Here is a 23,420-nt window from a genome sequence, read left to right on the forward strand (position 1 = left end):
TCGGTGGGGATAAATTACACCGAGGTGTTCTATAGTGGTGAGTAACAGGTTCCTAACTGATTTCTAAGACTGATGCTCATAAGTGTATGAATACTCGATGGCAATCAGTTTGGCTGGTGACGTTAACCAAACAAAGGCTGAAGTTAAATAAGGTATAACGATGAGCCAAGCCTGCTCGACAATCAGTAAAGAGTCGTTGAAACTGAGGAATACAGTCCAAGCTATCAGTGACACGATACAAACTGTTTTCAACCAATTAATTTCAATCTCTCTGTGTACATTTCTTTTCATATACTCGTTTCCTTACAAGATTTAAATGTTATTGATATGGAGTATTGGACTGCGGTCATCACCGCTGATTATCTATGTTCGATATCGGCTTCAGAGTGGACTTTGTATGGCTTATGGCAATCGTCGCATTCAAATTCACCACCCGCTGGGTTGACACAAAAACCATCTTGTTCTTCTCCGCAGTGAGGGCAATATAGAGCCACATTCATCGTGTGTAATTCTGTCACTGTCTTCATATTCTCTCCCTGAGATTAACTGTGAGTTTGTTATACATCCTAAGTCTCCCAATTTAACTTCGTATCGGGTTTCAATATTTAGACGACGCTATGGAAGAAGGAAGAACTCAAAGTTGCTCTGCTCGCAGCTTTCTTTTCTGTTTGTAGGCAATGGTTGCCACTACCAAAACGAAGCAACAGGTAATCAGTGTTTCAACGAAACCGAAGAGTTCGCCATTGAAGCTAGTCACTAACATGACATGCGACCCGATACTTAGGATGCTTAACCTGAGTAACGCTTTATCAACAGGCCCCATATAGTCAGTGAGATCGAGTTTGAGCATTATTAGCCACCCTCCTTAACTGTTCTCGGATGTAGCCTTCTTGCCACTCGATATGGCATTCAGGGTCAAACTTCTCCCCTTTTCTGCTCGCAATAACTCCCGCTTTGAATTCGGTCGTATAATTCGAGTTAACGGTAAGTGTTGGTTCGCACATCTCACATGCTACTGCCGACAACAAATGAGTAAACATGCCTGAATCGTGTCGCTTCTCAGTGATTTCTAAGATTTTGACTAGAGCATGCAACTCATTACAATTGAATCTGGCCATTGTTAACCGTATTACAGGTGACCATTTTTCATATGTTTCAATGAACCCCTGCTCACCTGACAGAAATATTTGCTGCTCACGACATTGGTAAAGTCGTTGTGCTGTAGAAACGATCTTTATTGAAGTCATATCTGTTCCTTTCAACGCGAAGGCTTGAACTGTAGTTCTGTTTCTTCTGACTGGTGCTTAGGTACTACAAGCTTACATTTGAAGTACTTCCCCCGTGGCAGCTGATTGCCAACGGGGAGGCGTTTAATCCAGTCATCAAATGCAGGTTTTGAAGTCGAGGGGAGTCGTTGGCTTATAAACGGGTCTTTCAGCATGTCTGCCATTCTTGCTCTCTACTCTGTTATTCGAATATTGAGTTCAGTATCAAATAACTAATTTTAAATAAGTACAAATAGAGAGCTTGAAATAGCGAATAGATTGCAAATTGCTTGGAGGGTATATGTCGTTAACAGGCGATTTTTGGCAGGTCTTTCCACTTAGTTGTGTATTGCGGGGACAGCATTTCGCGACGCATGCCCCAAGATGTGTTGGTTGGTGTTCCTTGCGCAGCCATAAAAATAGTGTCAGTGCCGTATTTCGCGTTAATCTGATCAAACGAAGCCATTAACTTCGCATTATTGGGTTGAGGGTTAAATAGATCGGCTTGCTCATGCTTACCATCAACGAGATCAATTAGCCCAACACCTACTTTGTAATATTGAACGCCTTCTTTGTAGAGTGAGTGTGCAAGAGCACAAGCCGCGCTGGTTAAGGTATCAACGTCAGCTGTCGCATACTCAAATCTATGAGTCGCTTTGTAACTAACCGGCTTTTCGTCAAATGGTGAATTTCCTGCAAAGCAAACCAACACTTTACAAAGTGACTGTTGATCGCGGATCTTGCGTGAAGCAATGCCCACATGCAGGCTGATTGCTTGTCTAAGTTCATCGAATTCCGTTATGCGCTTACCCAAACTGCGCGTGGAAAATACCTGTTGTTTGTCGGCTCTTGCTACATCGAATGGAATGCACTTTTCACCATTCAGTTCTCGTATTGTGCGCTCTACACCGACATCGAATTCTTTTCTCGCCTTCGATGGTGACAAATTCGCTAATTGCGCTGCAGTAGTAATACCCATGAACTGAAGTGACTTTGTACGTTTCCGGCCAATTCCCCATACAGAGCCCACGTCGATAGCCTTGAGAATTTGTTGGGTTTCTTTCACTGAATCCAAAACACATACCCCCTGATAACCAGGTAGTTTTTTCGCTGCATGATTCGCCAATTTTGAAAGGGTGAGCGTCGGGCCGGTTCCCACACAGACCGGGATCCGACACTCTTTCCATATTGCCTTTCTAATTGCTGCGCCATGCTCTCGTAAACAAGGGATGTTTACGCACTTCTCCAGATTTAGGAAGCTTTCATCGATAGAATAGATCAGTTGTTGAGGTCCAAAACGAGCAATCACTTGCATCATGCGGAAGCTCAAACTAGAGTACAATTCGTAATTCGATGAGAAGACTGTAACGCCATGCTGCTCACATAATGCCTTGATTTTAAAGTAAGGTTCGAATTTAGGAATGTTCAAGGCTTTCGCTTGATTATTTACCGCTACGGCACAACCGTCGTTGTTACTAACGGTGATCACTGGCTTACCGCGTAAATCGGGTCTGAATACCTGATGGCAAGAATTGTAGAAAGAATTTCCGTCTATCAAAGAATACATAGTTAACCCGAAAACATTGTTGATACGCGATGTAATCTAATGGAACTCGACACCACTCCTTCTATTGAGAAGCAATCGTGGTCATCAATTTTGACCGGTTTCATAGAATCATTTGCACTGAGTAAGCGACGACCTTTGATATCTAAAATTTTACAAACCAGTTCACCGTTTAAATTTCCGATGATAGTGTCGTGTTCCTTTGCAGTAAGAGCTCGGTCAACAATCAGTACATCACCTGAAAATATTCCTACCCCTTGCATGCTGTCTCCCTGCGCCAGAGCTAAAAAAGTCGATGATGGGTGTTCCACCAGCAACTCATCGAGACTCAACTCCAGCTGTTTATATTCAGCAGCTGGGGACTCGAAACCAACCACACCTGCACTCACCGGATAAGTTAAAATATTCATAAATCGATACTGTTCATTTATACAGTGTGATTCTAGCCTTGAATTTAGATAAAAGGCAAGTGAATGTCTTTCAAAGATTCCGAATCTACTGAACTTGGGGTGTGATGTAGGTTGAGACGGCGCTGCTTTGAGATGAAGAGCCCTTTATACGATAACATAATATGCTATCGTATAAATTCTTGTTTAGACCAATATATCTATGATCTCAATATTTGGGTTTTGGACAAATAATGTTAAGTTATTGCAATAATTGATAAATTTTAAAGGTGTTACCATGCCATTAGTTAGGTTTGCAGTTTTAGTCGTTATATTATGTTTCGCTTGGTTGGCTCTAGTTCATATTTTCAATGACTATGGTGTCGGGGTTGGTCTGATCTGTTTGGGCTTGTTTATGTTTCTCGGAAGGAAGCTATCAAAGAGAACGCTGTCAAAACTCAAGTCTCGACAGCAGTAAACCATTCACTCGCACACAATACCATCCCCGTCTCGGTCAGACATGAAGGCGTATGCTGGGTGATGCGCCGTTACTGGTGCAATCCCATGATTTCGAGCTTCTGCGCAAGTGATTCGTCCATTGTTGTTATCGTCATACATTGACAACGCATCTCCCGTCGTTTGGCTGATGTATTCGCTAGGCGTACTTCCTGCAGGTGGGTAAAACACCATCTCAAACGACTGACAATTCTGGATAACACTCTCCAACGTGTTTACTTCGACAGGGTTTACACTAAGACCGTACTTAGTTTTTATTTGAATGACACGTTGCGCAAACCAACATTGGTTTCTTGGTGGTAACCACTCGCCTGCATCCAAACCGCATTTCCCTGTAGCGCTACAACGGTTCACGGCTGGGGATGCAAGAGTTAAGTTCAATAGATCGGTTGCAAATGCTTTTCTCGTTTCTGTGCTCGCAGAACAGAGTCCACTATCATGCCCCTCACTCGCAGCAACAATATGCTCAATGTCTGTCTCAGACGTCGACTGGTAGTAGATTCCAGTATATGGACCGTAAATATGGCCTTCCATACTTTCCACTATCGCGTGCTCTACAGAGGCCGGATAAGGATACTGAGCATCCTTGTCATAGGGTGAGCAACGATGCTCTTCCGCAACAACCAACCCACGCCACATTTCATTTCCTAAAGATGAAAACGAAACGAGCAAAGCAGTTACATAAATTAGATTACGAACAATCCTTATCATAACTTTCTCCAAGATGATAACTAACGTTACATTGTCACTAAAGCTATGACCAACAGCTAGACAATATCTGTGACCACAGTCGTTGGCCTTTCTTATGACCGCGTATATCGACGACTTTCACGGTAACAGGCGTGCCTACGAGTTCGGTTTCATATTTCTTGCAGGTCTTTATGTTATATAAGTTTCCAGACGCATTAGCCAGTGAGATGCCCAATTCTTTTGACAACCCTGCCGCAGTGTAATGTCCACCGGACTCCAACATAAACGCCGCCACCTCTTGAGTGCTCATTTTATCCTGTGTCTCGCCTGTAGTACTTAAGATGCCTGAATTCATAACCGTCACACCCCTTTATATTGACCAGCATCATATTCGCGCATGATATTGGTCGCTGTGAGCTCAGATACCTCTATTTCTCCGTCTATACCACGAGTCTGATCTGAAAAACGGACACGGAGTGTTTCGCCAGTATCTTCGATAATTTTTGCATGTATTTGCTGGCCACTCGATGAATACCCTCGACCAGTGTTAAACGTGATTTCACTTTCTTTTGTCTGCATATCTCAACTCCTGAAATTGGATTTCACATGGATATACAACACCGATCGGGTTTGTTAAGGACTAGCTCGCTTGAGCCATCACTATATTTGGCTGCGGCCATTGTTATGCTGGATTGTTCATGATTGAATGGAAACCCTAAAAATTTCAACTCACTGTTTTATGGGCAGTATATTGGAGATGACATTCATGTCGAAGCAATTGAAGGACGGCGGGTTGCAATACGTATCTCGCATATTGACTAATAAATATAATGTTTCATTTTCAACTCTAATACTCATTGATGCTACGAGAAACGGTAACTTAATGACTGTGATAGCCGCACTTTACGGAATCGAAAGCAGCAGTGGGCAGTCATACCAATTCCTTAGTGATACAGTTAAACATGCCAACAAGAAAGCAACGTTACCAATTTTTCAAATCACGAATATGACCAGACATGACTTAATAGAAATGGGTATAGAACCGATTTCCGGAAGGCGTCCACGCTGGCTATCGTTAACCAAATACGGAACGACTATCCTCAAAGAATACGACAAACTGATGTATGAATAAGGCTCCCACATTGAGAGCCATATCATTACTATCTTTTGTTTAATTCGCGCTATTTCTCTTGAAGAGCAGAAGCAAGATGTTCAAAGAGCGGTAATCGCTATACTGTTAGACATCGCGAAAAAGGTGTCGCCGGATGATGTTAGATACGGTCGTTAACTAACTTTCTCTGTATCCACATAGAGAGCACACATATCGTGCATAGAATGAGTGAAATATCGGCTAGAGATTTGGTATCGACGCTTAACAATGAAGAAACAGGTTCGACATACATCATGACGACCAAGAGAGTAAAGGCGACTGTCAGCCTCTTATAACCTCTTCCAATAGACATACGCATAACCTTTACTCCATGTTCCAATTTTTGATGGAAAGCAACCCAATTGGCCCTTCTGCTAAACTGAAGGTGACGGCCCAGAGCTTCCACGAAGTGCTTTCGTGTGGGTTCTTAATCCATACGAGAATTGCGGGAGCGGTGCCGCATCCAACCCAAAACCCAAATGTGATATAGAAGATCACCAATAACCATAGTTCTTGCATAAAGTTGAGCTCCTTTAAGTGTCTAGCGCCTTTTCCTCGACGCATTCTTGATGCGCTACTGACAATTGCTTGGTTTCGAGATGCTTCACAACAACCGCATTTTCAATGACCTTTGTATTGCAATAAGGGCATCGAGAAAAGCAATCAACACCTATGTTCTCAAGCACTTTCACTGGCAATTTATTCGTCATACAAGGCTCATTTTGTTTTTAACCAATAATTGTATACAATAACATAATACGTTATTTAAGAGTCTTCCAGAATGACAAACCGCAACGCTGATTGGGTGCGATTCTTCAAATTAGAAGAACAGTTCTTCGACGATGTGATCTCTTCTTCAAGTGAAGTGGAGTCATTTGGTTCGCATTGCTACCCAAAATACAGTGAAGAATTTACTGAATCGGGCCATCTTCGTCTGACCAAACCTCAACATATTCGATGGATAGGTCACGTCAATGGCGATCTGGACCTATTCGATAAACTTCAAAAACAAGCGGAAGAAATTTATGACTTACACCAATCTCTAACGCTTTCTGAAAAAAGATGCTCTCGTGAACCGATATTTTTATCGGACGCGACGCGTATCGGTGTTTACAAAAACGTTGCACACTCTTCTAATCTAATCACCAGTACTGAAGAAGTGAGTTTAGTTCGAGGTAAATATACCGCTACGCCAGCTGATGACATTCAGAAATACAACGAAATGCGAGAGGAACTGATTAGACTCGGCTTTAGCACAGCTATAGTGTCGTTGGCTCCAGTAACACTGTCACTGAAAGTAAGCACAAAAGAACTAGTTAACCATTTTGGTCGCGAAGATATTGTGTACCGGAGACAAACCGGTCACCAATACCGCAGCCGAGTATATTCGGATCGAAAATCCAAGCCGATGAAGCTTGGGTTCTTTATTAGTTTGAATCCAATTACTTATCACTCAGTTGTCTCTCCCAGAGAGTCACGCGAAGACTCGTACCTAAACAGCGGTGAAGCCATTCCATTCGTTGGCCCATGCGACGGTGAGTTTTGGATCAGTAAGACCTCATAATACCCCTAATGAGGTCACTTAACCGATTACGCTTGCTCTTCTACGTCAGATGATTCGGTAGACTTCTTCTCTTCAACCATCTTTTTCGTTCCGCCAATAGTCAACAGTAGACCCGCTAAAGTTGGAAGTAGCTGAAACATCGCGAGGTTTTTGACATCAGTTGGAAGACTGTTTCCCAAGACGACTTCTTTTACAAACTCAAAAAGCGGGTAACCACTCGTTGCTGCTTGAAAAAACAGAGACATTCCACAACACAGCATTAATATCAAGCCAATGCATGTAATTCGAAAGTAAAAATTCTTCATATTCTTGTTCATCATTTCTAAATACCTTATGTCTACTGACTGTTTGTGTTCAATTCAGTTATACACGGCCCAATGTCTCCTTTTACAAATTAGCGACACGAATATCGAAAGTTATTTGACAAACCCTACCGGCTAATACTGGCTCCATGGAGCCGTTTGGGGACCTCCACCCCCTTAGTTATGTCAATTTAATCGCATAGATCGGCCTGCTTATTTGAATTTCTTTGCTCGATGCTGAGTTATTCTCGGTTTACATAGCCGATCTCCGACATCGTGCGCAGCAAAAGAAAACTGGAGTAAATCATGACGACCAATACGACTTCGCCCTCCCCAGAAATAAGTAGCACTGTCCGGTTAGTGGCCGCGTTAAAAGTGTTAGGTGTAACAGATGAGACGCCCTTGCATTTACGCCAACTGCTCATCAGTAGCATCTTGTCGGTTGCTAGGTTTAATGCTGACGTCGATTTAATTGATATTTGTGAGGCTTCATTGGATCGCTTGCGTACCGAGCTCAAGGACAATATCAGCGAAAGCTCGGGCTCACCGATTCATTAATTGGAGGAACAAGCCATGAAATTCAATACAAAGTACCTTCTTTCTTGCGTGGCCATAAACTGGTTAATGTCCATCGGTGTCGCTAATGCTGAGTCAGATAAAGTGAATTTGCATACATGGAAGCAGTACGGCGAAGCTGCGTCAGGAGACTGGACGGTGAGTTCAGATGGCCAAAGTGTCTACCAAAGCATCAACGGACACCCCACTGCGTTTATGAGTGCAACCAAATACGAATATCGAACCTTCAAAGGGGTCATTCAAGTAGATGCGGGAGCTGGAGACGATGACTACATCGGGTTCATTTATGGCGATCCTACTGCTGGTGGTTTTTACCTCTTCTCATGGAAAAAACTGCCAACCGGCGCAGACAATGGATTCAGTTTAATTTATTTCGATGGCACCTTAGATGAGATGAAATCATATGGCTGGACGGTTCATGATGTTGAACAAGGCCAAAACACCATCTTGGGTAAGAAGCGAAATGTAGAATGGATGCATGGCCAGCCCTACCAATTTGAAATGCAGCTATTTCCGAATCGGATCGTGACCAAGTTAGATGGCGCTACAATCTTTGACGTCAATGATCTAACCGTTGCACCGGGATATTTCGGCTTCTTCAACTGGTCACAAGGGAATGTGCGTTATAACTCCATTCAGCAACTGTATCCACCTATCGCTGAACACAAGACTGGCGATATATCACAAGGGACTCCTTTTACGGTGGCCGGGACTTGGACAGACAAAAACCCAACCGACTCTCACACCTGCATGGTAAGCCAGCAACCGTATTATGGTTTAGTGACGATGACGCCCCCATGCACCTTTACCTATACCCCATCACCAGATAATGATGGCATTCAGACATTCAAATATAGAGTGACTGACGAGTCGAACTTGTTTACAGACGGGATTGTCGATGTGAATGTACGTTCGAGTGGAACATCTTTCACGTTGCCACCACACCTTATATCTGGACAAGAAAAAAATGTCTTCACCCAAATCAAGTCAACAAAGACTGACGGAAAGCCCGTGGTCAATATAATCAATAAGCCTAACTTTATGCGATTAAATGACTTGGGTGTCATCGAAATGAATCCGACGGATGATGATCTTGGGATGCATCACGACATCACCTTTGAAACGAGCGATGGCCTCTCGACGTACAATGCAGGCACATTTGATATTCAGGTCATACCCTCGACAAACAATGACTACTTGAACCAAAACTTCGAAATTATCACCTCTGATGTGCAGCTGCTGAATTTGGACAATACGCCTCACACACTAGTCACCATTCCAGCACTTGAAAGTGGTGAAGGAAATTTAGTGGAAGGCCCACATGAGGCTTTAATCACCGCTGATGCCAGTAACACCCATGACATGATGGTTGGTGATAAGATTGCCGCACCAGGTGATACGGTATCTATCACGGTCAACCTTGATAAAACAGGGACAGCTTTACCCATTTTCTATTTTACTCCGGATGCAGAAATAGCGAACTTTAGCATTGAATTCCCTTGGATCGACTCACCTCATGATTGGCGATACGTCGTTCAGAGAACTTGCTCAGACGCCGATTCAAATCGATGTGATCGAACATTGGAGATGGACCGGTTGAAAGCACCAACTGGCAACTTGCAAGTCTTTCTCAGAAAGAGTGCAAATGCTGAGTATCATAGTTATGGTTTTGCTGACCCTTCCACTTGGCGCGATTCCGATTTGGACGAACACCTTGCGACACTCAGTGAAGGTGACATAGTGGCCATCAACATCAATCAGAAATCAGATGCACTGAACGACTTCATCAATCAAGTTATCACACAGTTTGGTGATGGCGATTTGAGTAATAAGCTATCAAATATTGAAGACCAAGCGATCTTGCTCTATCGAATTGGAAGTGGAGTAAAAGAATATAAAACACAAAAGAGTACACGCTGGGGGACATCTGCGGTGACATGGTTGAGTTTGAACCAGTAACAGATGAAAGATGAAAAAAATTGCTCCCAATGGGAGCAATTTTTGTTTTAGTTAAAATTGTTCTGGTACTCGAATACCATGACTACGTAACAACCTGATGAGGTTGGACTGCACGTAAGCCAAAGTACATTCGCACCCTTCAAAATAACCTTTGTCGATAGCCAAACTGGTATTTCGACGAAGTTTTTTGTTTTGTTCATCTTCTCGGAACTCAAATAAGAGCGCCTTTAGATCATCTTCTAAGTTGTTTGTTTGAGTTGGGGCTGTTTCATTCGCTACAGATTCCGAAGCTTGAAGTTTCATCCATGACCAAACATAGCTTTTGTTAGACTGCATTGATTCAGCAAATCTTCCGATAGTCCTTATGGATTGATGTTTCGCATACTTAGACCATAGGGGCTTGGCCAATTCATCAGTCAGGAATGGGACAAACTTAATTGACATCGTTTCTTGTATGTTTTCATTCGAAGCACGCAGTGGAACGATTAACGTATCCCCAAATTCGACAAATGAATGAGACGCAGCCATTAAGAACTCAATTGAGTAGTTTCTGGTCGGTGTAAGTAACCCGTGTTTGCTCGTATCGTAATCAAAATGATTATCGTGACGTCGTAAGCACAAGTACTCATGAAAGGCAGTACTAAACTTACATGGGGTAAGAGAGTTATTAATCATAACCCACTCAGCATCTATCACTTTATTGAACATGAGAACGTTCCTCTTGCTTTACTTCCAAACCCATCACGACAGGTAAAAAAGTACGTTGAAACTGACCAGCCACCAGCACGTCGCCAACGTAAATAAATTGGGAACCGGCATGTTCAGCTGTTTCAGGAGTGAAATTAGGGTTAGGTACGAATTGACGAGTGCATTCAAGTGCAACAACGGTCCAATCACTGGACATTGCGAACTCTTTGCTCTGTTGAGTCGTGTAACCTTGGTTGAGGTAATGCTGGTAACTTTCCTCGACTAAGAATTCATCACGAATCGTAAGTTGTTCACCAACAGGGATCGTCTCTGCACCAAATTGACAATCTGCAATTACAGTGGAAGATGACAAGCCAATGATGCAAGTGAGTGCAAATTTGCTCATTAGGTTACAATTCAAATTTGCTGGTTTTGTTGTGAAAGACATAGTAATTCCTCGGTATATTTCGTGCGTAAGCACATGGGGTTTAGTAAGTGCAGATGTCATTTTTTAGAATGAATATCGATTTCTGAACTGCATGATTTAAGGACCACCTCAAGATTCTCTTCGGGGATCTCGTTAACTAGGCGACCTAAAAAATATTCCACAACGACGGCTACATCAGCACCTTCTAGATGCATTGCGACCGGTTCTGCCATGGCTTTCTCTGTCATTTCAATATTCATAATCACACCTGTTGCTGTGAGGGTAGTTGTCTAATTTTCCAAGCGATTCCTTGCGGGAATGACCTAGCGTAGCGATACACATTTCCTGCTTCTGTATCTTCAAACATTTTCTTCTTCACCTTGCCGTTTATCTTGTAGAACAAGATAAAGTCAGCAAACTTACTTATTGGGATATTTCGTGGCATGAGTTAGCTCCTCCAAGAACTGGAATTCGAGACGTACTAGGCCACCACACGGGTTAGCTAATATGTCCCGTGTTGGGTTAGGTTTATTGGGGTTTAGATGGGATCTATCCGTTGGTGTTTGTTGGGTTACAAACTCCGAGAGATGGGTTACTTCTTGAGAAGGGGTTGTATAACGTCATCTTGAAAAAGATGGTCTATACGAGCAATGATGCAGTCGCCTGCGTAACTATCTATTTGGGCACTTTTAGCTTTCAAATCATTGAATGATTGATAGGTATCAGTGAGTAAATTTGATGGTGGTCTATTGAGCAATTTAATGCGTCTGACAGATTTAATAAGACTGATCTCGATGTCTACTAAAGCTGACAGTTGTTCGAAAGTAGTCATGTGGTATCTCCATTTATTCAATGGTCAACAATGAGAGAAAATCACTAAATCAAAACTTGGACAATTGGCACACTGACGTAGCCAGTTCTGCATGATTTTCCAGTTAATTTAATAATTCCAGCCTCGACAAGAACATCTTCAATTCCAGTGTTTTCACTGTAGTTTTTGATGCAGGTTTCATTTGTCAGTAGGTTGGCATTACTAACACAGGTTGTTGCAACACAAATTCGTTCACCGGGAAAGGTGTCGTTGTTAATGTTGTCATCGGTTTCAGCAGCAATCAGCTCAAGCGCAATTACACCGTTAGCGTAATGACGTTTAGCAATGCAGCAATCAAAACCAAGGAAGTTAAGTACATTCATATCTGGACTCCAGTTATTCATGGGACTATTTGGTGTGTAAACAAGATTTGTATGTGAACGTTGGTAACTCAGAGAGAGTTATTAGGGGCAGTCAAAAGACTGATTACATTTCAGATGGCGTAATAACCAGTTGAGTTAGAGGAATTTCCTCGCTGCCCATTGGACAGTGTGTTACTCAGTTTGCCCTTGTACTATGGCAAAGTAATCAGTGACTGTTTCCAATTAGTCAGCTTATTTTGCTTGTTTTGAGTACGCGTGCTTTCTAACCATTGCAGATAGCGCACACGTACATCGTGACCGTGGGTTTCAGTCATTACCTATTCAAATCGATATAGTTCTCATGAAGATTGATGACTATTATCGCTGGACAATAAGTTTGAAACTTTTCTACGTCCCAAAGCGTGTGTCTAGGTACTACCAGAATCCAATACTGACCATAAAGATCAATGCATAGACTCAATCAACGTAATGACTGGAACGTCACATTGCCTCTAGTTATCTCTTCATGAACTTTCGGGCGGTGCTTAAAATTGACTAAAACTTCATACTCTTGCCCAAATTCAACATTGTCACCAAATGGACCTATAATAGCCTTTACATTTGTATCAACTGGAACCTCGATTACACATATTTTTATGGGCTTCGTATAACCATTTTTCAATGCGTGGTAAATCGCGATGTAAGGAGACAAAGTTGTAGACACAGGTTTGGTCCAGTCATCATTTTCATTTTCAGAACAGACACCGCGAAACAAAATCTGACCTTTGGCTAATGAAAGACCTTTCTCCTGTATTTCCATATCTAAATTAATGAAATCATCGACATTGAAACCTCTATAGTTTCTCTGAAATAGTTTAAATATCGGGGTATCACCGTTACTGGCCATACTCTCTTGCCATTGATTCAAAACATTTGAACTTTTAAGGAATTCTTCATACTTAATACATTCATTAGGTTTTTTGTGGGTACTAGGGTCAATGTGATATCCATAAAGCCCTGAAAACATGTCTAAACAACTTTCCAGACTACCGTCCCAACCAAGTAGCTCAACATCAAATTTATCTATGAGTACCCCCTCCATCGAAAAATATAAAGCACTTAAAAGTCACCTTGTTAACTAAACTCAACCAATCGAATAAGCTGGCGACTAGGTAAACTAGTTTGCCATTCGAGTAACTACTTCCTTATATATATGTCCATATCCCTCTGAACCGCGTCTCAGTAAGTAACTAAAATCTACCGGTCTTGTATCATAAACTTCGAATGTGTCATGAAAAGCGCTATCGCGACCAACAAATACTTTCTCCAAACAATCGTCAAACTGATCAGCAGTGATGTCGACAACAATAGTTTCATTCACCGTTAACCAAACATGGTTATTTTCACTGTACTCGCATTCCGGAGATGGACGTTTGCCGACTGACTGTACAACGTTAACAGCATATTTTTCTCTCAAATAGAGTCCCAAAATTACACTAGATACCTCACACGAACCTGAAGGAAACCTTTGAAGCTCAACATCAACATAGGTTGACTCTGAAACGACCTTCTTAATCACTTTCCGGACCAGGGTAGCCACTGTTTTTAGTTCTGATACTTGCACTTAATCTCCTTATCAATCATTAGCTAATTCCTTATATTGGGAATTTTTCGCGATTGAATTTCGTCTATGTTGCGGTCATCAAATATAAAACTCAACCAATATCAATCTATGATGTGTGTCGAAAGATAATATATTTGAAGAGCTCAAGAACTATCACTATCATAATTGCCATTCTTTATAATATTTTCAGTTAGTTAGAAAAGGAACTGGTGAATGAGAAGCGTTGTTAGTGATGATAAAATCACGGATTTTAGGGAGTTAGTGAACTCAAACTCTAGCTTTGTGTATCAAATCTACAAAGATAAAGGCGGTAAGAACCTTTTTAACCTCGTTTGCTCTGCTATGGATTGGATCACTGTTTCTGTTAGGCACTTAGAAAATGCACCTGAGTTTGACAAGAATATAGATAGTAGATGTATGCAGGTCTACTCTCTTATCTCTTCAATAGACCTCATTTTCGAGTCAATCAAACAACTCCATCGAGTGTTTATGAATGACAATAAAGATCCGTTTCATGGTGAAAAGAAATGCTTCAAAGCTCGCCTCTTCCCTAATGAAGATGACAATAATTACTTTAAAACTATCAGGGCGTGTTTCGGTGCTCACCCAGTAAATCTTAATCAAGAGAATTCAAAGCGATTCGCAAGTTGGCCATTTACAAGCAGTTTCAACACTGGCGACCTGAGTGTTCATTTGTACAGTCGAGATGTGGGTAAAGAGGACTTAACGTTAAACCTGAATATCAATGAGCTGTTCGAATTTCTCAAGATACGATATGAGTACCTAGATGTTATCGCTGATAGGATTGAAACGCTGTTTGTTGAGTACCAACACAAACTTTCAAAAGAAAAAATTGAGACTAAACCTGATCCTTTAGAACAACTCTATGTTCTTCGCACTGAGTCAGAAAAAAGATTAGATAACGAATACTATAATGGAGAGATTGATGACCTCATTATGATTTTTGAAGCGGAAGTAACTGACGCTGACCTTGTACCATTAGCTGATAAGTATAAAGAATCCCTCCTACCTCTGATTGAAGAGATTAAGACGAATCTACAAGAAATGAACATCGTTGACCTAGCAACCATTAGTGTACTGAGATTAAGATCTGACCTTAATAAAGAATTACGATACGAACTCGGAAAGTTCTACACTTGGGTTCACAGTGGTAGGTATGATCCGCTACTCGAATACTATTTTGAAAGGTTCGACGCTTCTACTGATGGTAAGTTCAAGTTCACCAAAACTGATGACATCAAACTTGCGTTTCTTAAAACAAAACTTATGCTCACTGAAAGGTGTGAATAAGTTGGCTTTGCCCTTTTCTTTAGCTGCTCAATACTTTTGAATATCAAAGTGACCTCAACATTACTGTTTCAACTTTGGACTGTATCTCATTAAGGGGCAAAGCCTTCTCAGAACACTGCTAAACCAAAATGGCAAACTCGCTCACGCCACTTGAACGGGAAAATCAAGCATGAAAGGTGAATGCTTTAACTGCACTCAAACTTACTATCATAAATGCCCCCTAGTGTATCGTCGGTTGAGTGTTAGGCAGCGAGTTCAGGTTGTGTTCAATTTGTTCAGCATCCGACATCTTACTGGCGATGTAGTGTTGGGTCCCCTCTTGTCGTGTTATCGGATCGATATTGATGATTTTGAGGTTGCCTGGAATGATGGCAGAACCAAATTTGGTAGATAGGTATTCGAGCTTATGAAAGATTTGAATCACTGCGGCTGCACAGTTGAGAGGCTTAACCTCTTCGAGATAATAAGTGTAATGATCGAGAGGATTGCTACGTTCTGTATGCTTTTCACAATATGCCTGCATGAGCTCCATAGTTAACGCACCAGTACCGCAAAATGGTTCATAGACCTCGTTATCATTGAGCCCCATCATTTGCTCTAAAAAATCGTCATCTTGATGATTGTTCATTCGTTTCGTCTTTGTATTCACACCTAACTCAATCAGAATGTCCCCGATTGGATCACTGTACCCATTAAGCATTGCATTGCTTAACAACTGTGCAAGCTCTACCACCCCATCTTGTACTGATTCTTTAGAATCTAACCTTGTAGTCACTTTGTGCTGATTAGTATGCGCAAAGGCCCAATAGAAGACAAAATCAGAGAAGGATTTGGAATGGCTGTCGTCAAGGTTCCAACTGGTGATGATATTCAGTGCTTGGTTGATCGTGTCCTGTTTATTCATGTGCGCTAACCCATTTAAGTTCTTGATAGTCGGTTAAAACGGTTATGCAACATACGAATGCGGATTTAGGAAGTATTTCAAAGAAATTGAAATTTAGGGTGAAGCGATATGGCTGGATGTGTCAAAGCGGATGGAAATGGTGGATGAAAAGCCACCGATCGGGTGACTTTTCATCTTAACTACAAGGTATGCAGCTACTTATTCAGGTAACGTGTCGAGAAACACATTTTACCTCCTAAGTCTTTTAAGCGGCCATCGAGTTCTTGACGACGCTTTTTTTCAGCTTCACAACTTTTGCAGGTTCCCATCTCACGCTGGCCATGTTTAGTGGTGCGCTTGACGTGCCAAAATTCTTTAGTGAGCGGAAAAAAGTGATTGCATAAGGTACATCGTTTTTCAATACCAATGGCAGTCAATTTCATTTTTCCTAGCTGAGAGTTTTTACGCAAAATGTTGTCAGTGATTGCAAAATGGCAGGTGTCTAGTGACATCGCGATATTGGCAATTGGTACTTCAAACTTTTTGGCAATTTCATTTATCGGCATATCTTCTTTGGATAACGCTTTAATTAAGATATGGTCGGTATCATCTAAATAGGTTGATTCCACGATAGATTCCTCCAATTTTGAGGGATCTATCCCTATGAGGGAAGATCCCTCACGGGTAGTGGTGGGTTGTATCAAGGTTTGGGGTTAAATGAAGTAACCTTGATATGGACAGCTCTCAGAAGCAGGGTAATCACTGTATTGCTTACCTTTTCTGAAACTGAATTTTAATGGGTATTTAACTGGTGCTAATTGCAGGTCAGTTCTCAAATGCGATGGGAGATCGTTTGGTCTAATTTCCTCGCCGTTCACGATAATGAAATCGGAAAAAGCTTGGAATTGGGTAAACTCGCGTTCAAGCAGTGCAGGGTTCACCTGTCTTAGCACATCCAACTCATTCTCTTTAATGAATAGATGGTTATCGTATTCAAAAGAGTCTAAGCCAAAGGCCAATTTTATCCCCAGAGTTCGGAGCTCATCGTCATCGTATGAGTTCGTGACTGTCGTTGGCAAATTATGTTTCGCTAACCATGTATAAGCATCAACACCTCCGAAAACACCATAACCTTCATAAGCCGGCTCATATATTGGGTCTTCGTTGTTTGGTTGGAGCATGTACACTGGACGACACTTCTCAGTACACGTATTAAAGATTGACTGTTTTGTGTCAGCGGTTTTGAAAGAAAAAAAGCCCATAATGTGTTCCTCTGCATAAGGTGGTTAACCTATGAGGCACACAACTCCCCTACGGGACGTATGCCCCAAAGGGAGTAAAAGGAAGATTCCTTTAAGATTGGTTACTTCGTTAAGAAGTCAGCAATAATGCTCATGGCATCTTGCGTATTTTTGATGACTGCTGCGGCGCTAGTGTCTCCGTGGTCCGAAGCGTCATACCAAATATCAGCAACAGCGCCATCTTGAAGAGCTTCAACCTCAGTTTTAGGCACAGTGCCGAGAAATGATTTCAAGATGTATAACGCTGAACTGTGCAATGTATCTGCACGGTCAGAAATCATCTTTTCAACCAACTCTGCGCTGATGTCTTCAACGGCTTCACACTTATTGTCTTCAATGAATTCGAGCAACTTGGCTTTATCATCGAGCAATTCAGAATCAATAACTTCACTAAGGTACGCGCCAGCGGCCTCAAGATAGAAGTATTTCGATGCTGTTAAGTTGTCTAGAAACTCCAAAACGGATCGAGGGGCTTCAACATCTTGCGATGTAGGTGTTAGTTCATTCATGGTATACCTCTTGAAATGAGGGGACCGCCCTAATGGGTATCGGACCCACAGGGGGTTAAGCTATAAATAGCTTCGCAATTAAGTCAGCTAAACTGATTATCCCTAAAAGAAATCCAATCAAACCTAAACGAAAGGAAAGCTTTACATTGAGATCTGGGAACGTCCAAAACCATCTTGTAATGTCCCACCAGTCAGCTGTATTCACAGACAAACGAACGTCTTTATTAAAGGTCACACCAAGTTCATTTACACCATCGTAATCGATAGCAATATATTCCTTGTTCAGCCCTTTAATCTTGCCGCCATTCCCCATGCAATATCGGATTATCCATTGACCATTCTCTTTGTTGGTGATTCGAATTGCCGTTCGTCTTTTTAGCTTTAAGCTTCCAAAACCAACACGACTGTTTTCGAATCGAACAATTGAATGAGACAGGCCAGAGTCTTCATCAGGCAAACGCAGAACACGTTGAGCAATCATAAAGCTGTGACCATCGTGTATTCGACGACATGGACGTTGAATATCTAAAGTTTTGCGATTCATCAGTTTGCCTCCGTCAGTTCAATCGAACGCTGAATACAAAGAGACATAAACGCAGCCATGACTGGATGATTTAGATCTTCGAACCAACGTTGCCATGACTTCCAGCTAGAGTTTTCATCTAAGCTACATTCCGCAAGAGCAGAAGAATGCACGCAAGCATGGCTCAGTAATTGAGTGACTTTGCGTACCAGTGTTTCTTGATATCGAATACCCGTCACATCGAAAGGAAGTTTGCACGAAAGCTGTTCGGCTTCTTCGGTTTCAATCGGAAAGATATCGTCATTTTTTATCAAGAACGCTTGATGACTTGCTTCAAAACAAAATGTCACGAAGTGTGGATTCACGCCTTTTCCAATTGGAAACAAGACACTGCCACAAGGCTTTACAACCCAGAGAAATTGGGTGGTTGGGTTATCACGGCGAGTACGATTCAAGCTACGCGCATCAGCTTCAATATCATCAATCGCAACGATTGGTAATCCGAAGGGTTTTGCTGCAGTTAAAAGCATATCTGAAGTGATCATATTCAGTTCCTCCAAGAACTATTAAGGTTTTGAAGGGACAACTTCCCACAGGGAAGAAAGTCCCTGCTAATGGGTAAGATGTAAGGGGTTGAGCTATATAGCTCTTTGCTTGACTAGACCTAGACTCGGGCTAGTCGTGCTGAATGCACGTTTGCCAAAAAAACGAATCGATAGTTCTTGAAACAGGTACATTTCAAACATCGACTCAGGGCTAAATGAGCAATATAACTTGCGAGTACCAAACCAACTTCTTTCCATGATGTCAGCACCAAAGCTGGATACAATCGATTCAAACTGCTTGAGTTTGTACTGATCTTCCCAGGTTGTAGGTTTGACGATCCAAAAAGACATGGAATGACAATAAGGCATAGCCTCATAACTCACTGCTTGCTTGAATGCCAATCGTAATGATTTAAGCCAGCCTTCAGGGGTTGCCCATCGACCATTAGGCTTTAAATCGCCACTTTCAACACTTCGGCACCATTCACATCCGTATTTTTGGAATAGTGAATACTCAGTGTCGACACCGCAATACATCCAATCTCGGGTGCGCTTTCCTGACTCTGTATCAACACAATTGGACGGACCAATTAAGAGTTGAAGCATGTACAAGTTATCCGTTGAGATGATCTTGAACCGTCTGAAAAGTTCGGCATCGATATCGTAATCGCTCATAGTTGAACAATTGATATTGAAATGTTTGAGTAGGAAATCTTTCTTTTGTTGACTTACTACATCTGCAGGACAGAACGTAGCAAATTTCTCATAGATGATTTCATATGACATAAGGGTTTCCTCCATAGGAATTGGGGATACAAGTTCAATGTCTTTGATTGACGTTGAGTTTGTTGGGGTTATGGGTAATTAAGGTAGTTCGATGTCAATGTCTGATTGCGAATCAACGCAACAAACAAGTATTTCACCGTCTTGCTTATATCCAATAGGGTCATTTAAGTAAGTAGGAGTGCCAGTAGCTTTGAGACGACAAGCGCCACAGTAACCATTTCGGCATTCAGAATTTACTTTGTATCCAGCTCTTTCTAGTGCGACAAGCGCCGTACAAGAATCAGTTGGAATGGGTGTGTTGTTAACTCGCATAATAAACCTCGAATAAATCTCCAGCAGGCATGCAAATACCAAGAGAACGACCGTTGTCCCATTGCATATGCAATGTTCCCATGTCGTCGATACGCTTGATTTGACCAAGTTCTCCTGCATCAATTGGGTCAATATCGTTCATGTGAATCATCTTGATGACGTCACCAGGTTTAAGCGATTGCTTGATTGTTTCAGTAGTCGGGACAAATAAAGTCTCAGCCAGAAACCAGCAATCTGTAGCGAAGTTATCGTGGTATTTAGAATCTAAAAGAAATGGCACATCTAATAATCCATTTGATGTAGTTCGGAAATGTTCACGGCCAGTAAGCTCAAGAGAGGCGTTAATCCAACGAACAGCGCATTGCGAGATTTGTAGGTCCAACGGGTTATCGTTACAGATATAGCGGGTCATAGAAGACGTATAGTTTGCTAAAGCTGCATCAATGATAGAGTTGCGCATGGTAATTCCTCCAAGGAATAAAGGAACAAACGCAACCTATGGTAATAGGGTACGAACTGTTCCCTATGGGTAGGTTTTTGTGACTTGGGTATTAAAGTCAATGGGGACATGTCATAAGACAAGAGGATATTGCAACAGCATCCTAACTGGATGAGGAATAATCACTTTAATAAAGTGATAAATTTCTCGGGTAAATCAATTACAGTTAACATGAATTTCATCGTACTTTTGGCAATTACTGGCGGTATTTTCCGTGTTTACGAAGTACTTGTGTTCTAGTGACCTAATGGCTGAGTAGTAACCTTAAGGTTGATTTTCGTTTTACTGTGCCATCCTTAATTGGCACAACGGCTTTCACTTGCAATAAGCTCCACCCTAACCGCTCTGACTCTTCAAGGACGATGCATTCATAGGCAGCCTCAACTTCAGTCAGTGCATTGGCCATATCAGAGAACTTTAGCTCGGACAGCCCTTCAATGTTTTTACCATCAACCGTGTACCAAGACCCAGTGACCATAAGGTTCTCCTTCAGTGATTTTATTTATATCGTTATACAGCAACCGTGCATTGTCTTGAGCTTTTTGCGTTTAGACCAATCCTTGAGCGACCTAAAAGCAAAAAGCCTCCCCGAAGGAAGGCTAATGCGTATTTAAGCAACATCGTTAAATTCTCTATCGAGAAAACCAACCGGTGTCAGCTTGTTTTTGGCTAAGTATCCGATGAAATTCTGATATCCAGAATCACACCATTCATCAAGCCAATCTTGTGATTTTGCCAATTCCTTGATGGGACTCGGTGGAGATGCAATGGTCACTTTGCAGTGATTCATATTTTTCTCTACACGTTCCTTCAAAGAGATGGCAGCTCTGTCGCCTTCCGGCATGTCTTTTCCTTGTGTAAGGCGATCTTTGTCTTTAAAAATAACCAAATCGGTTACTTCGAAAGGAATATCGATCAGCTCCATCAAGGTAGAAGAGATACCTGACCAAACAGGAATACTCTCAGCATGCTGGCAAGCCAAACAGGTTTCAGGACCTTCTCCAACACCTAACACAATTCGTGTATTACCCATTTCATCTTTGCAGATTAAAGGCATACCAAACTGTATTGATGCACCGCGAGGATCCTCTATTGGTGACATTTGCATCTTAGGGTTATCAAGCAACGGTGATTTATCTGAGCCATCGTCATTCAAAAAAATTCGATGAAAAGCAATCGCCTCACCTTTCAAATTTTGAATGTATAAAACAATGCCTGGTAAATACACTTCGTTGCTTTGTGAGTCCCACATTTTAAGTTGTGAGTGAAACCCAACGTTGCAAGGTATTTGAATGTCACCTAATCCGCGAGATATTAGATAGTTCATACCTATTTCAGATTCAGTGACAGCAAATGCCTCATGTTCAACCTTTTGCAAAATCCATAGGCGTTTGCTTATATCTGCAGGACTAAGAACAGCTTTCTCTTCTTTTTGAGCGGCTACGGCTTTCACTTCTCGTTGAGAAATGTTGTCTGTAGACTCCCCCAAAATATCTAAGATAATGTCCATCGCCTTCGATTTATTACAATTTTCAAGCCAAGCGACCATATCAATACCATCACCAATACGACCCTTACCATTGTAATAACCGCCACCAGACTCGTTCCAATCTTTGTACAAGCGAAAGACAGTTTTGCCTTTGCCAGTGAATGGATCTGGTACAGCTTTAGAAACACCATTTGAAGACTTTCGCATCGCCTCAGTTAGTTCACCGTAACATTTGAACACTGAGGACCAGCCACCATGACGCATCACTAACGCATGTACATCTTGGATTTTTGATCTTCTGTAATTGCTCATTTTGACCTCCTAAAAGGGACGCTCCGAAGAGCGTCACTGTTACGTTTAACTAATTTCAATCGATGACAACAAGTTCTGTTGAATCATGTCATCCAACACAGCGGGAAGGTCATCAGCATCACGTATCACTTGATAATTTGGAATGCCTCCGTACCTTGATTCGCAAATATTGATTGACGCAACATCAATCCCTTCGGCTTTACATTGCTCTACCTGACTTTCGACAGCATGTGTATCAGCTGGACACCCATCGGTAACAACAAGTAATTGCTTTCTGCTTGCCAAATCGAGCTTTGTAAACTCTTGACGAGCAGCTAAGACAGCCTTATTGGTTTCAGTACCATCACTAGAGTCAATACCGATTCGCGGATAGCATTGCATCAAAGGTTCATTGAATGACTTTCCAACATAAGCCATCGTATTGAAATACAAGACTGATACTGGTACATCCAACTCTTCAAGTGCAGCTGCAACCGATAAGGCGGCTTTCTGGGCAATGTCTAATCGACAGTAGCCAGTTCGATCTCCAAACTCATTTGTAACAGGCACAGCCATTGAGCCAGAAATATCAATCGCAATAACGAATGAAGATTTATGAGTCTCAACGATATCCTCTGTATAGAAGATTCGACTGTTACCAGCAGTTACACCCGCAAGTAAATCACAGTCAAAATCACTACCAGATTCATCGTACATGATGGGTACAGCCTCTTTAGCCCACATCTGCGATTCGATAATACGTTTAATCGCACGAGCACCAGAGTTGATACTGCTTTGGATTGGCATTGATAACATTCGCCCATTTAGCTCTGGCGTGACGTTATAGTTACAAATGTCCTCATAGGATGCCGGATTCACTGAAGCATGTTTATTGATCGCTTGATCGATAAGCTCATGAAGATCGGCCAATGCTTCACCCAAGCGCTGAAAATCTTCATCACTGAGTGGGTTACGGGTTGAAGAGCCTTGAGAAGCGCCCTGACCAGCTGAACCGGAGTCCTGACCATCTGAGTCATCATCTGAATCTGAACCGGAGCCCTGACCATCTGAATCATCGTCTGCATCTG

General features: G+C 41.9%; 37 protein-coding genes. 5 read left to right on the plus strand and 32 right to left on the minus strand.

All coding sequences use genetic code 11. From position 1 onward, the window contains the following. Positions 1–63 precede the first annotated feature (63 nt). The 8 genes from AB6E52_RS06775 to AB6E52_RS06810 all read right to left on the minus strand — a co-directional run bounded on the left by AB6E52_RS06775 (position 64) and on the right by AB6E52_RS06810 (position 5,000). Positions 64–291, minus strand: coding sequence for a hypothetical protein (locus AB6E52_RS06775; protein WP_102305830.1), 228 nt, complete (start codon positions 289–291; stop codon positions 64–66). 68 nt (positions 292–359) lie between these two features. Next, positions 360–527, minus strand: coding sequence for a hypothetical protein (locus AB6E52_RS06780; protein WP_157936602.1), 168 nt, complete (start codon positions 525–527; stop codon positions 360–362). A gap of 107 nt (positions 528–634) precedes the next feature. Then, positions 635–850, minus strand: coding sequence for a hypothetical protein (locus AB6E52_RS06785; RefSeq protein WP_102305829.1), 216 nt, complete (start codon positions 848–850; stop codon positions 635–637). Then, the gene (locus AB6E52_RS06790; RefSeq protein ID WP_102305828.1) at positions 828–1,247 is read right to left on the minus strand and encodes a hypothetical protein; all 420 of its coding nucleotides are present in this window, start codon (positions 1,245–1,247) and stop codon (positions 828–830) included. The genes AB6E52_RS06785 and AB6E52_RS06790 overlap by 23 nt, the downstream gene beginning before the upstream one ends. Before the next feature lie 325 nt (positions 1,248–1,572). Continuing rightward, positions 1,573–2,832: a Y-family DNA polymerase gene (locus AB6E52_RS06795; RefSeq protein WP_372134433.1), complete on the minus strand. Its 1,260-nt coding sequence runs from the start codon at positions 2,830–2,832 to the stop codon at positions 1,573–1,575. A gap of 2 nt (positions 2,833–2,834) precedes the next feature. Then, positions 2,835–3,239, minus strand: coding sequence for a LexA family transcriptional regulator (locus tag AB6E52_RS06800; RefSeq protein WP_372134432.1), 405 nt, complete (start codon positions 3,237–3,239; stop codon positions 2,835–2,837). Between the two features lie 459 nt (positions 3,240–3,698). Then, the gene (locus AB6E52_RS06805) at positions 3,699–4,370 is read right to left on the minus strand and encodes an excalibur calcium-binding domain-containing protein (RefSeq protein WP_372134431.1); all 672 of its coding nucleotides are present in this window, start codon (positions 4,368–4,370) and stop codon (positions 3,699–3,701) included. 411 nt (positions 4,371–4,781) lie between these two features. Then, positions 4,782–5,000, minus strand: coding sequence for a hypothetical protein (locus AB6E52_RS06810; protein ID WP_372134430.1), 219 nt, complete (start codon positions 4,998–5,000; stop codon positions 4,782–4,784). A 187-nt stretch (positions 5,001–5,187) separates the two neighbouring features. Between AB6E52_RS06810 and AB6E52_RS06815 the strand changes: the two genes are divergently transcribed. After that, positions 5,188–5,553, plus strand: coding sequence for a hypothetical protein (locus AB6E52_RS06815; protein ID WP_372134429.1), 366 nt, complete (start codon positions 5,188–5,190; stop codon positions 5,551–5,553). Between the two features lie 342 nt (positions 5,554–5,895). Here AB6E52_RS06815 and AB6E52_RS06820 read toward each other — a convergent pair whose 3' ends face one another. Together AB6E52_RS06820 and AB6E52_RS06825 are read right to left on the minus strand one after the other, a co-directional pair. Beyond that, entirely contained in the window at positions 5,896–6,090 is a 195-nt protein-coding gene (locus tag AB6E52_RS06820; RefSeq protein WP_081231401.1) for a hypothetical protein, read from the minus strand. A 14-nt stretch (positions 6,091–6,104) separates the two neighbouring features. Next, the gene (locus tag AB6E52_RS06825; RefSeq protein ID WP_372134428.1) at positions 6,105–6,281 is read right to left on the minus strand and encodes a hypothetical protein; all 177 of its coding nucleotides are present in this window, start codon (positions 6,279–6,281) and stop codon (positions 6,105–6,107) included. Between the two features lie 71 nt (positions 6,282–6,352). Here AB6E52_RS06825 and AB6E52_RS06830 point away from each other — a divergent pair, with 71 nt between their 5' ends. Beyond that, positions 6,353–7,135 carry a hypothetical protein gene (locus AB6E52_RS06830; protein ID WP_372134427.1) on the plus strand — a complete coding sequence of 261 codons (783 nt, stop codon included), beginning with the start codon at positions 6,353–6,355 and terminating at the stop codon, positions 7,133–7,135. Positions 7,136–7,161: 26 nt separating this feature from the next. Here the strand turns inward: AB6E52_RS06830 and AB6E52_RS06835 are convergent, their stop codons facing one another. Further along, positions 7,162–7,380 carry a hypothetical protein gene (locus tag AB6E52_RS06835; protein ID WP_372134426.1) on the minus strand — a complete coding sequence of 73 codons (219 nt, stop codon included), beginning with the start codon at positions 7,378–7,380 and terminating at the stop codon, positions 7,162–7,164. 363 nt (positions 7,381–7,743) lie between these two features. Here AB6E52_RS06835 and AB6E52_RS06840 point away from each other — a divergent pair, with 363 nt between their 5' ends. Both AB6E52_RS06840 and AB6E52_RS06845 read left to right on the plus strand, forming a co-directional pair. Beyond that, positions 7,744–7,995 (plus strand): hypothetical protein, encoded by a 252-nt coding sequence (locus AB6E52_RS06840; RefSeq protein ID WP_372134425.1) that lies wholly within the window; start codon positions 7,744–7,746, stop codon positions 7,993–7,995. Between the two features lie 66 nt (positions 7,996–8,061). Further along, positions 8,062–9,972: an Ig-like domain-containing protein gene (locus tag AB6E52_RS06845; RefSeq protein ID WP_372098596.1), complete on the plus strand. Its 1,911-nt coding sequence runs from the start codon at positions 8,062–8,064 to the stop codon at positions 9,970–9,972. 51 nt (positions 9,973–10,023) lie between these two features. Here the strand turns inward: AB6E52_RS06845 and AB6E52_RS06850 are convergent, their stop codons facing one another. The 9 genes from AB6E52_RS06850 to AB6E52_RS06890 all read right to left on the minus strand — a co-directional run bounded on the left by AB6E52_RS06850 (position 10,024) and on the right by AB6E52_RS06890 (position 13,883). After that, complete coding sequence (locus AB6E52_RS06850; RefSeq protein ID WP_372134424.1) at positions 10,024–10,680, minus strand: hypothetical protein; 657 nt, start codon at positions 10,678–10,680, stop codon at positions 10,024–10,026. Further along, positions 10,670–11,107 (minus strand): hypothetical protein, encoded by a 438-nt coding sequence (locus AB6E52_RS06855; protein WP_136987170.1) that lies wholly within the window; start codon positions 11,105–11,107, stop codon positions 10,670–10,672. The genes AB6E52_RS06850 and AB6E52_RS06855 overlap by 11 nt, the downstream gene beginning before the upstream one ends. A gap of 56 nt (positions 11,108–11,163) precedes the next feature. After that, positions 11,164–11,346, minus strand: coding sequence for a hypothetical protein (locus tag AB6E52_RS06860; RefSeq protein WP_102423482.1), 183 nt, complete (start codon positions 11,344–11,346; stop codon positions 11,164–11,166). Between the two features lie 2 nt (positions 11,347–11,348). Next, positions 11,349–11,531, minus strand: coding sequence for a hypothetical protein (locus AB6E52_RS06865; protein WP_136987171.1), 183 nt, complete (start codon positions 11,529–11,531; stop codon positions 11,349–11,351). Positions 11,532–11,678: 147 nt separating this feature from the next. Then, on the minus strand, positions 11,679–11,918 hold the full coding sequence (locus tag AB6E52_RS06870) for a hypothetical protein (RefSeq protein ID WP_136987172.1): 240 nt from the start codon (positions 11,916–11,918) through the stop codon (positions 11,679–11,681). 44 nt (positions 11,919–11,962) lie between these two features. Beyond that, positions 11,963–12,280 carry a hypothetical protein gene (locus AB6E52_RS06875; RefSeq protein WP_136987173.1) on the minus strand — a complete coding sequence of 106 codons (318 nt, stop codon included), beginning with the start codon at positions 12,278–12,280 and terminating at the stop codon, positions 11,963–11,965. Positions 12,281–12,471: 191 nt separating this feature from the next. Then, positions 12,472–12,594, minus strand: coding sequence for a hypothetical protein (locus tag AB6E52_RS06880; protein ID WP_276605648.1), 123 nt, complete (start codon positions 12,592–12,594; stop codon positions 12,472–12,474). A gap of 146 nt (positions 12,595–12,740) precedes the next feature. Next, positions 12,741–13,286, minus strand: coding sequence for a hypothetical protein (locus AB6E52_RS06885; protein WP_372050591.1), 546 nt, complete (start codon positions 13,284–13,286; stop codon positions 12,741–12,743). A gap of 150 nt (positions 13,287–13,436) precedes the next feature. Continuing rightward, complete coding sequence (locus tag AB6E52_RS06890) at positions 13,437–13,883, minus strand: hypothetical protein (RefSeq protein WP_081231389.1); 447 nt, start codon at positions 13,881–13,883, stop codon at positions 13,437–13,439. A gap of 213 nt (positions 13,884–14,096) precedes the next feature. Here AB6E52_RS06890 and AB6E52_RS06895 point away from each other — a divergent pair, with 213 nt between their 5' ends. Then, complete coding sequence (locus AB6E52_RS06895) at positions 14,097–15,194, plus strand: hypothetical protein (protein ID WP_086715510.1); 1,098 nt, start codon at positions 14,097–14,099, stop codon at positions 15,192–15,194. 220 nt (positions 15,195–15,414) lie between these two features. On the opposite strand, the gene AB6E52_RS06900 is transcribed toward AB6E52_RS06895, so the two are convergent. The 12 genes from AB6E52_RS06900 to AB6E52_RS06955 all read right to left on the minus strand — a co-directional run. Further along, positions 15,415–16,098, minus strand: coding sequence for a hypothetical protein (locus AB6E52_RS06900; protein ID WP_154723916.1), 684 nt, complete (start codon positions 16,096–16,098; stop codon positions 15,415–15,417). A 194-nt stretch (positions 16,099–16,292) separates the two neighbouring features. Then, the gene (locus AB6E52_RS06905) at positions 16,293–16,706 is read right to left on the minus strand and encodes a hypothetical protein (RefSeq protein ID WP_081231386.1); all 414 of its coding nucleotides are present in this window, start codon (positions 16,704–16,706) and stop codon (positions 16,293–16,295) included. Positions 16,707–16,790: 84 nt separating this feature from the next. Further along, positions 16,791–17,339, minus strand: a complete 549-nt coding sequence (locus AB6E52_RS06910; RefSeq protein WP_154724110.1) for a hypothetical protein — start codon at positions 17,337–17,339, stop codon at positions 16,791–16,793. Positions 17,340–17,440: 101 nt separating this feature from the next. Then, complete coding sequence (locus AB6E52_RS06915) at positions 17,441–17,887, minus strand: hypothetical protein (RefSeq protein WP_081231384.1); 447 nt, start codon at positions 17,885–17,887, stop codon at positions 17,441–17,443. A 55-nt stretch (positions 17,888–17,942) separates the two neighbouring features. After that, positions 17,943–18,431: a hypothetical protein gene (locus AB6E52_RS06920; protein ID WP_081231383.1), complete on the minus strand. Its 489-nt coding sequence runs from the start codon at positions 18,429–18,431 to the stop codon at positions 17,943–17,945. Beyond that, positions 18,431–18,955, minus strand: a complete 525-nt coding sequence (locus AB6E52_RS06925; protein ID WP_081231382.1) for a hypothetical protein — start codon at positions 18,953–18,955, stop codon at positions 18,431–18,433. Before AB6E52_RS06925 ends, AB6E52_RS06920 begins: the two co-directional genes overlap by 1 nt. Before the next feature lie 93 nt (positions 18,956–19,048). Beyond that, positions 19,049–19,741 carry a hypothetical protein gene (locus AB6E52_RS06930; protein ID WP_136987179.1) on the minus strand — a complete coding sequence of 231 codons (693 nt, stop codon included), beginning with the start codon at positions 19,739–19,741 and terminating at the stop codon, positions 19,049–19,051. 78 nt (positions 19,742–19,819) lie between these two features. Beyond that, a complete protein-coding gene (locus AB6E52_RS06935; RefSeq protein WP_081231380.1) occupies positions 19,820–20,053 on the minus strand; it encodes a 2Fe-2S iron-sulfur cluster-binding protein in 234 nt (77 codons plus the stop codon). Next, positions 20,043–20,513 (minus strand): DUF4314 domain-containing protein, encoded by a 471-nt coding sequence (locus AB6E52_RS06940; RefSeq protein WP_372050587.1) that lies wholly within the window; start codon positions 20,511–20,513, stop codon positions 20,043–20,045. Before AB6E52_RS06940 ends, AB6E52_RS06935 begins: the two co-directional genes overlap by 11 nt. A 283-nt stretch (positions 20,514–20,796) precedes the next feature. Continuing rightward, a complete protein-coding gene (locus AB6E52_RS06945) occupies positions 20,797–21,030 on the minus strand; it encodes a hypothetical protein (RefSeq protein ID WP_372103831.1) in 234 nt (77 codons plus the stop codon). Positions 21,031–21,162: 132 nt separating this feature from the next. Continuing rightward, complete coding sequence (locus tag AB6E52_RS06950) at positions 21,163–22,353, minus strand: toprim domain-containing protein (RefSeq protein WP_102424207.1); 1,191 nt, start codon at positions 22,351–22,353, stop codon at positions 21,163–21,165. Positions 22,354–22,398: 45 nt separating this feature from the next. Next, positions 22,399–23,420 (minus strand): hypothetical protein (locus tag AB6E52_RS06955; RefSeq protein ID WP_372189947.1); only part of this gene is annotated, 1,022 nt, incomplete at its 5' end.

The sequence above is a fragment of the Vibrio sp. 10N.247.311.13 genome (genome assembly GCF_041467595.1).
In the GTDB taxonomy this organism is placed as follows: Bacteria; Pseudomonadota; Gammaproteobacteria; order Enterobacterales; family Vibrionaceae; genus Vibrio; species Vibrio crassostreae_C.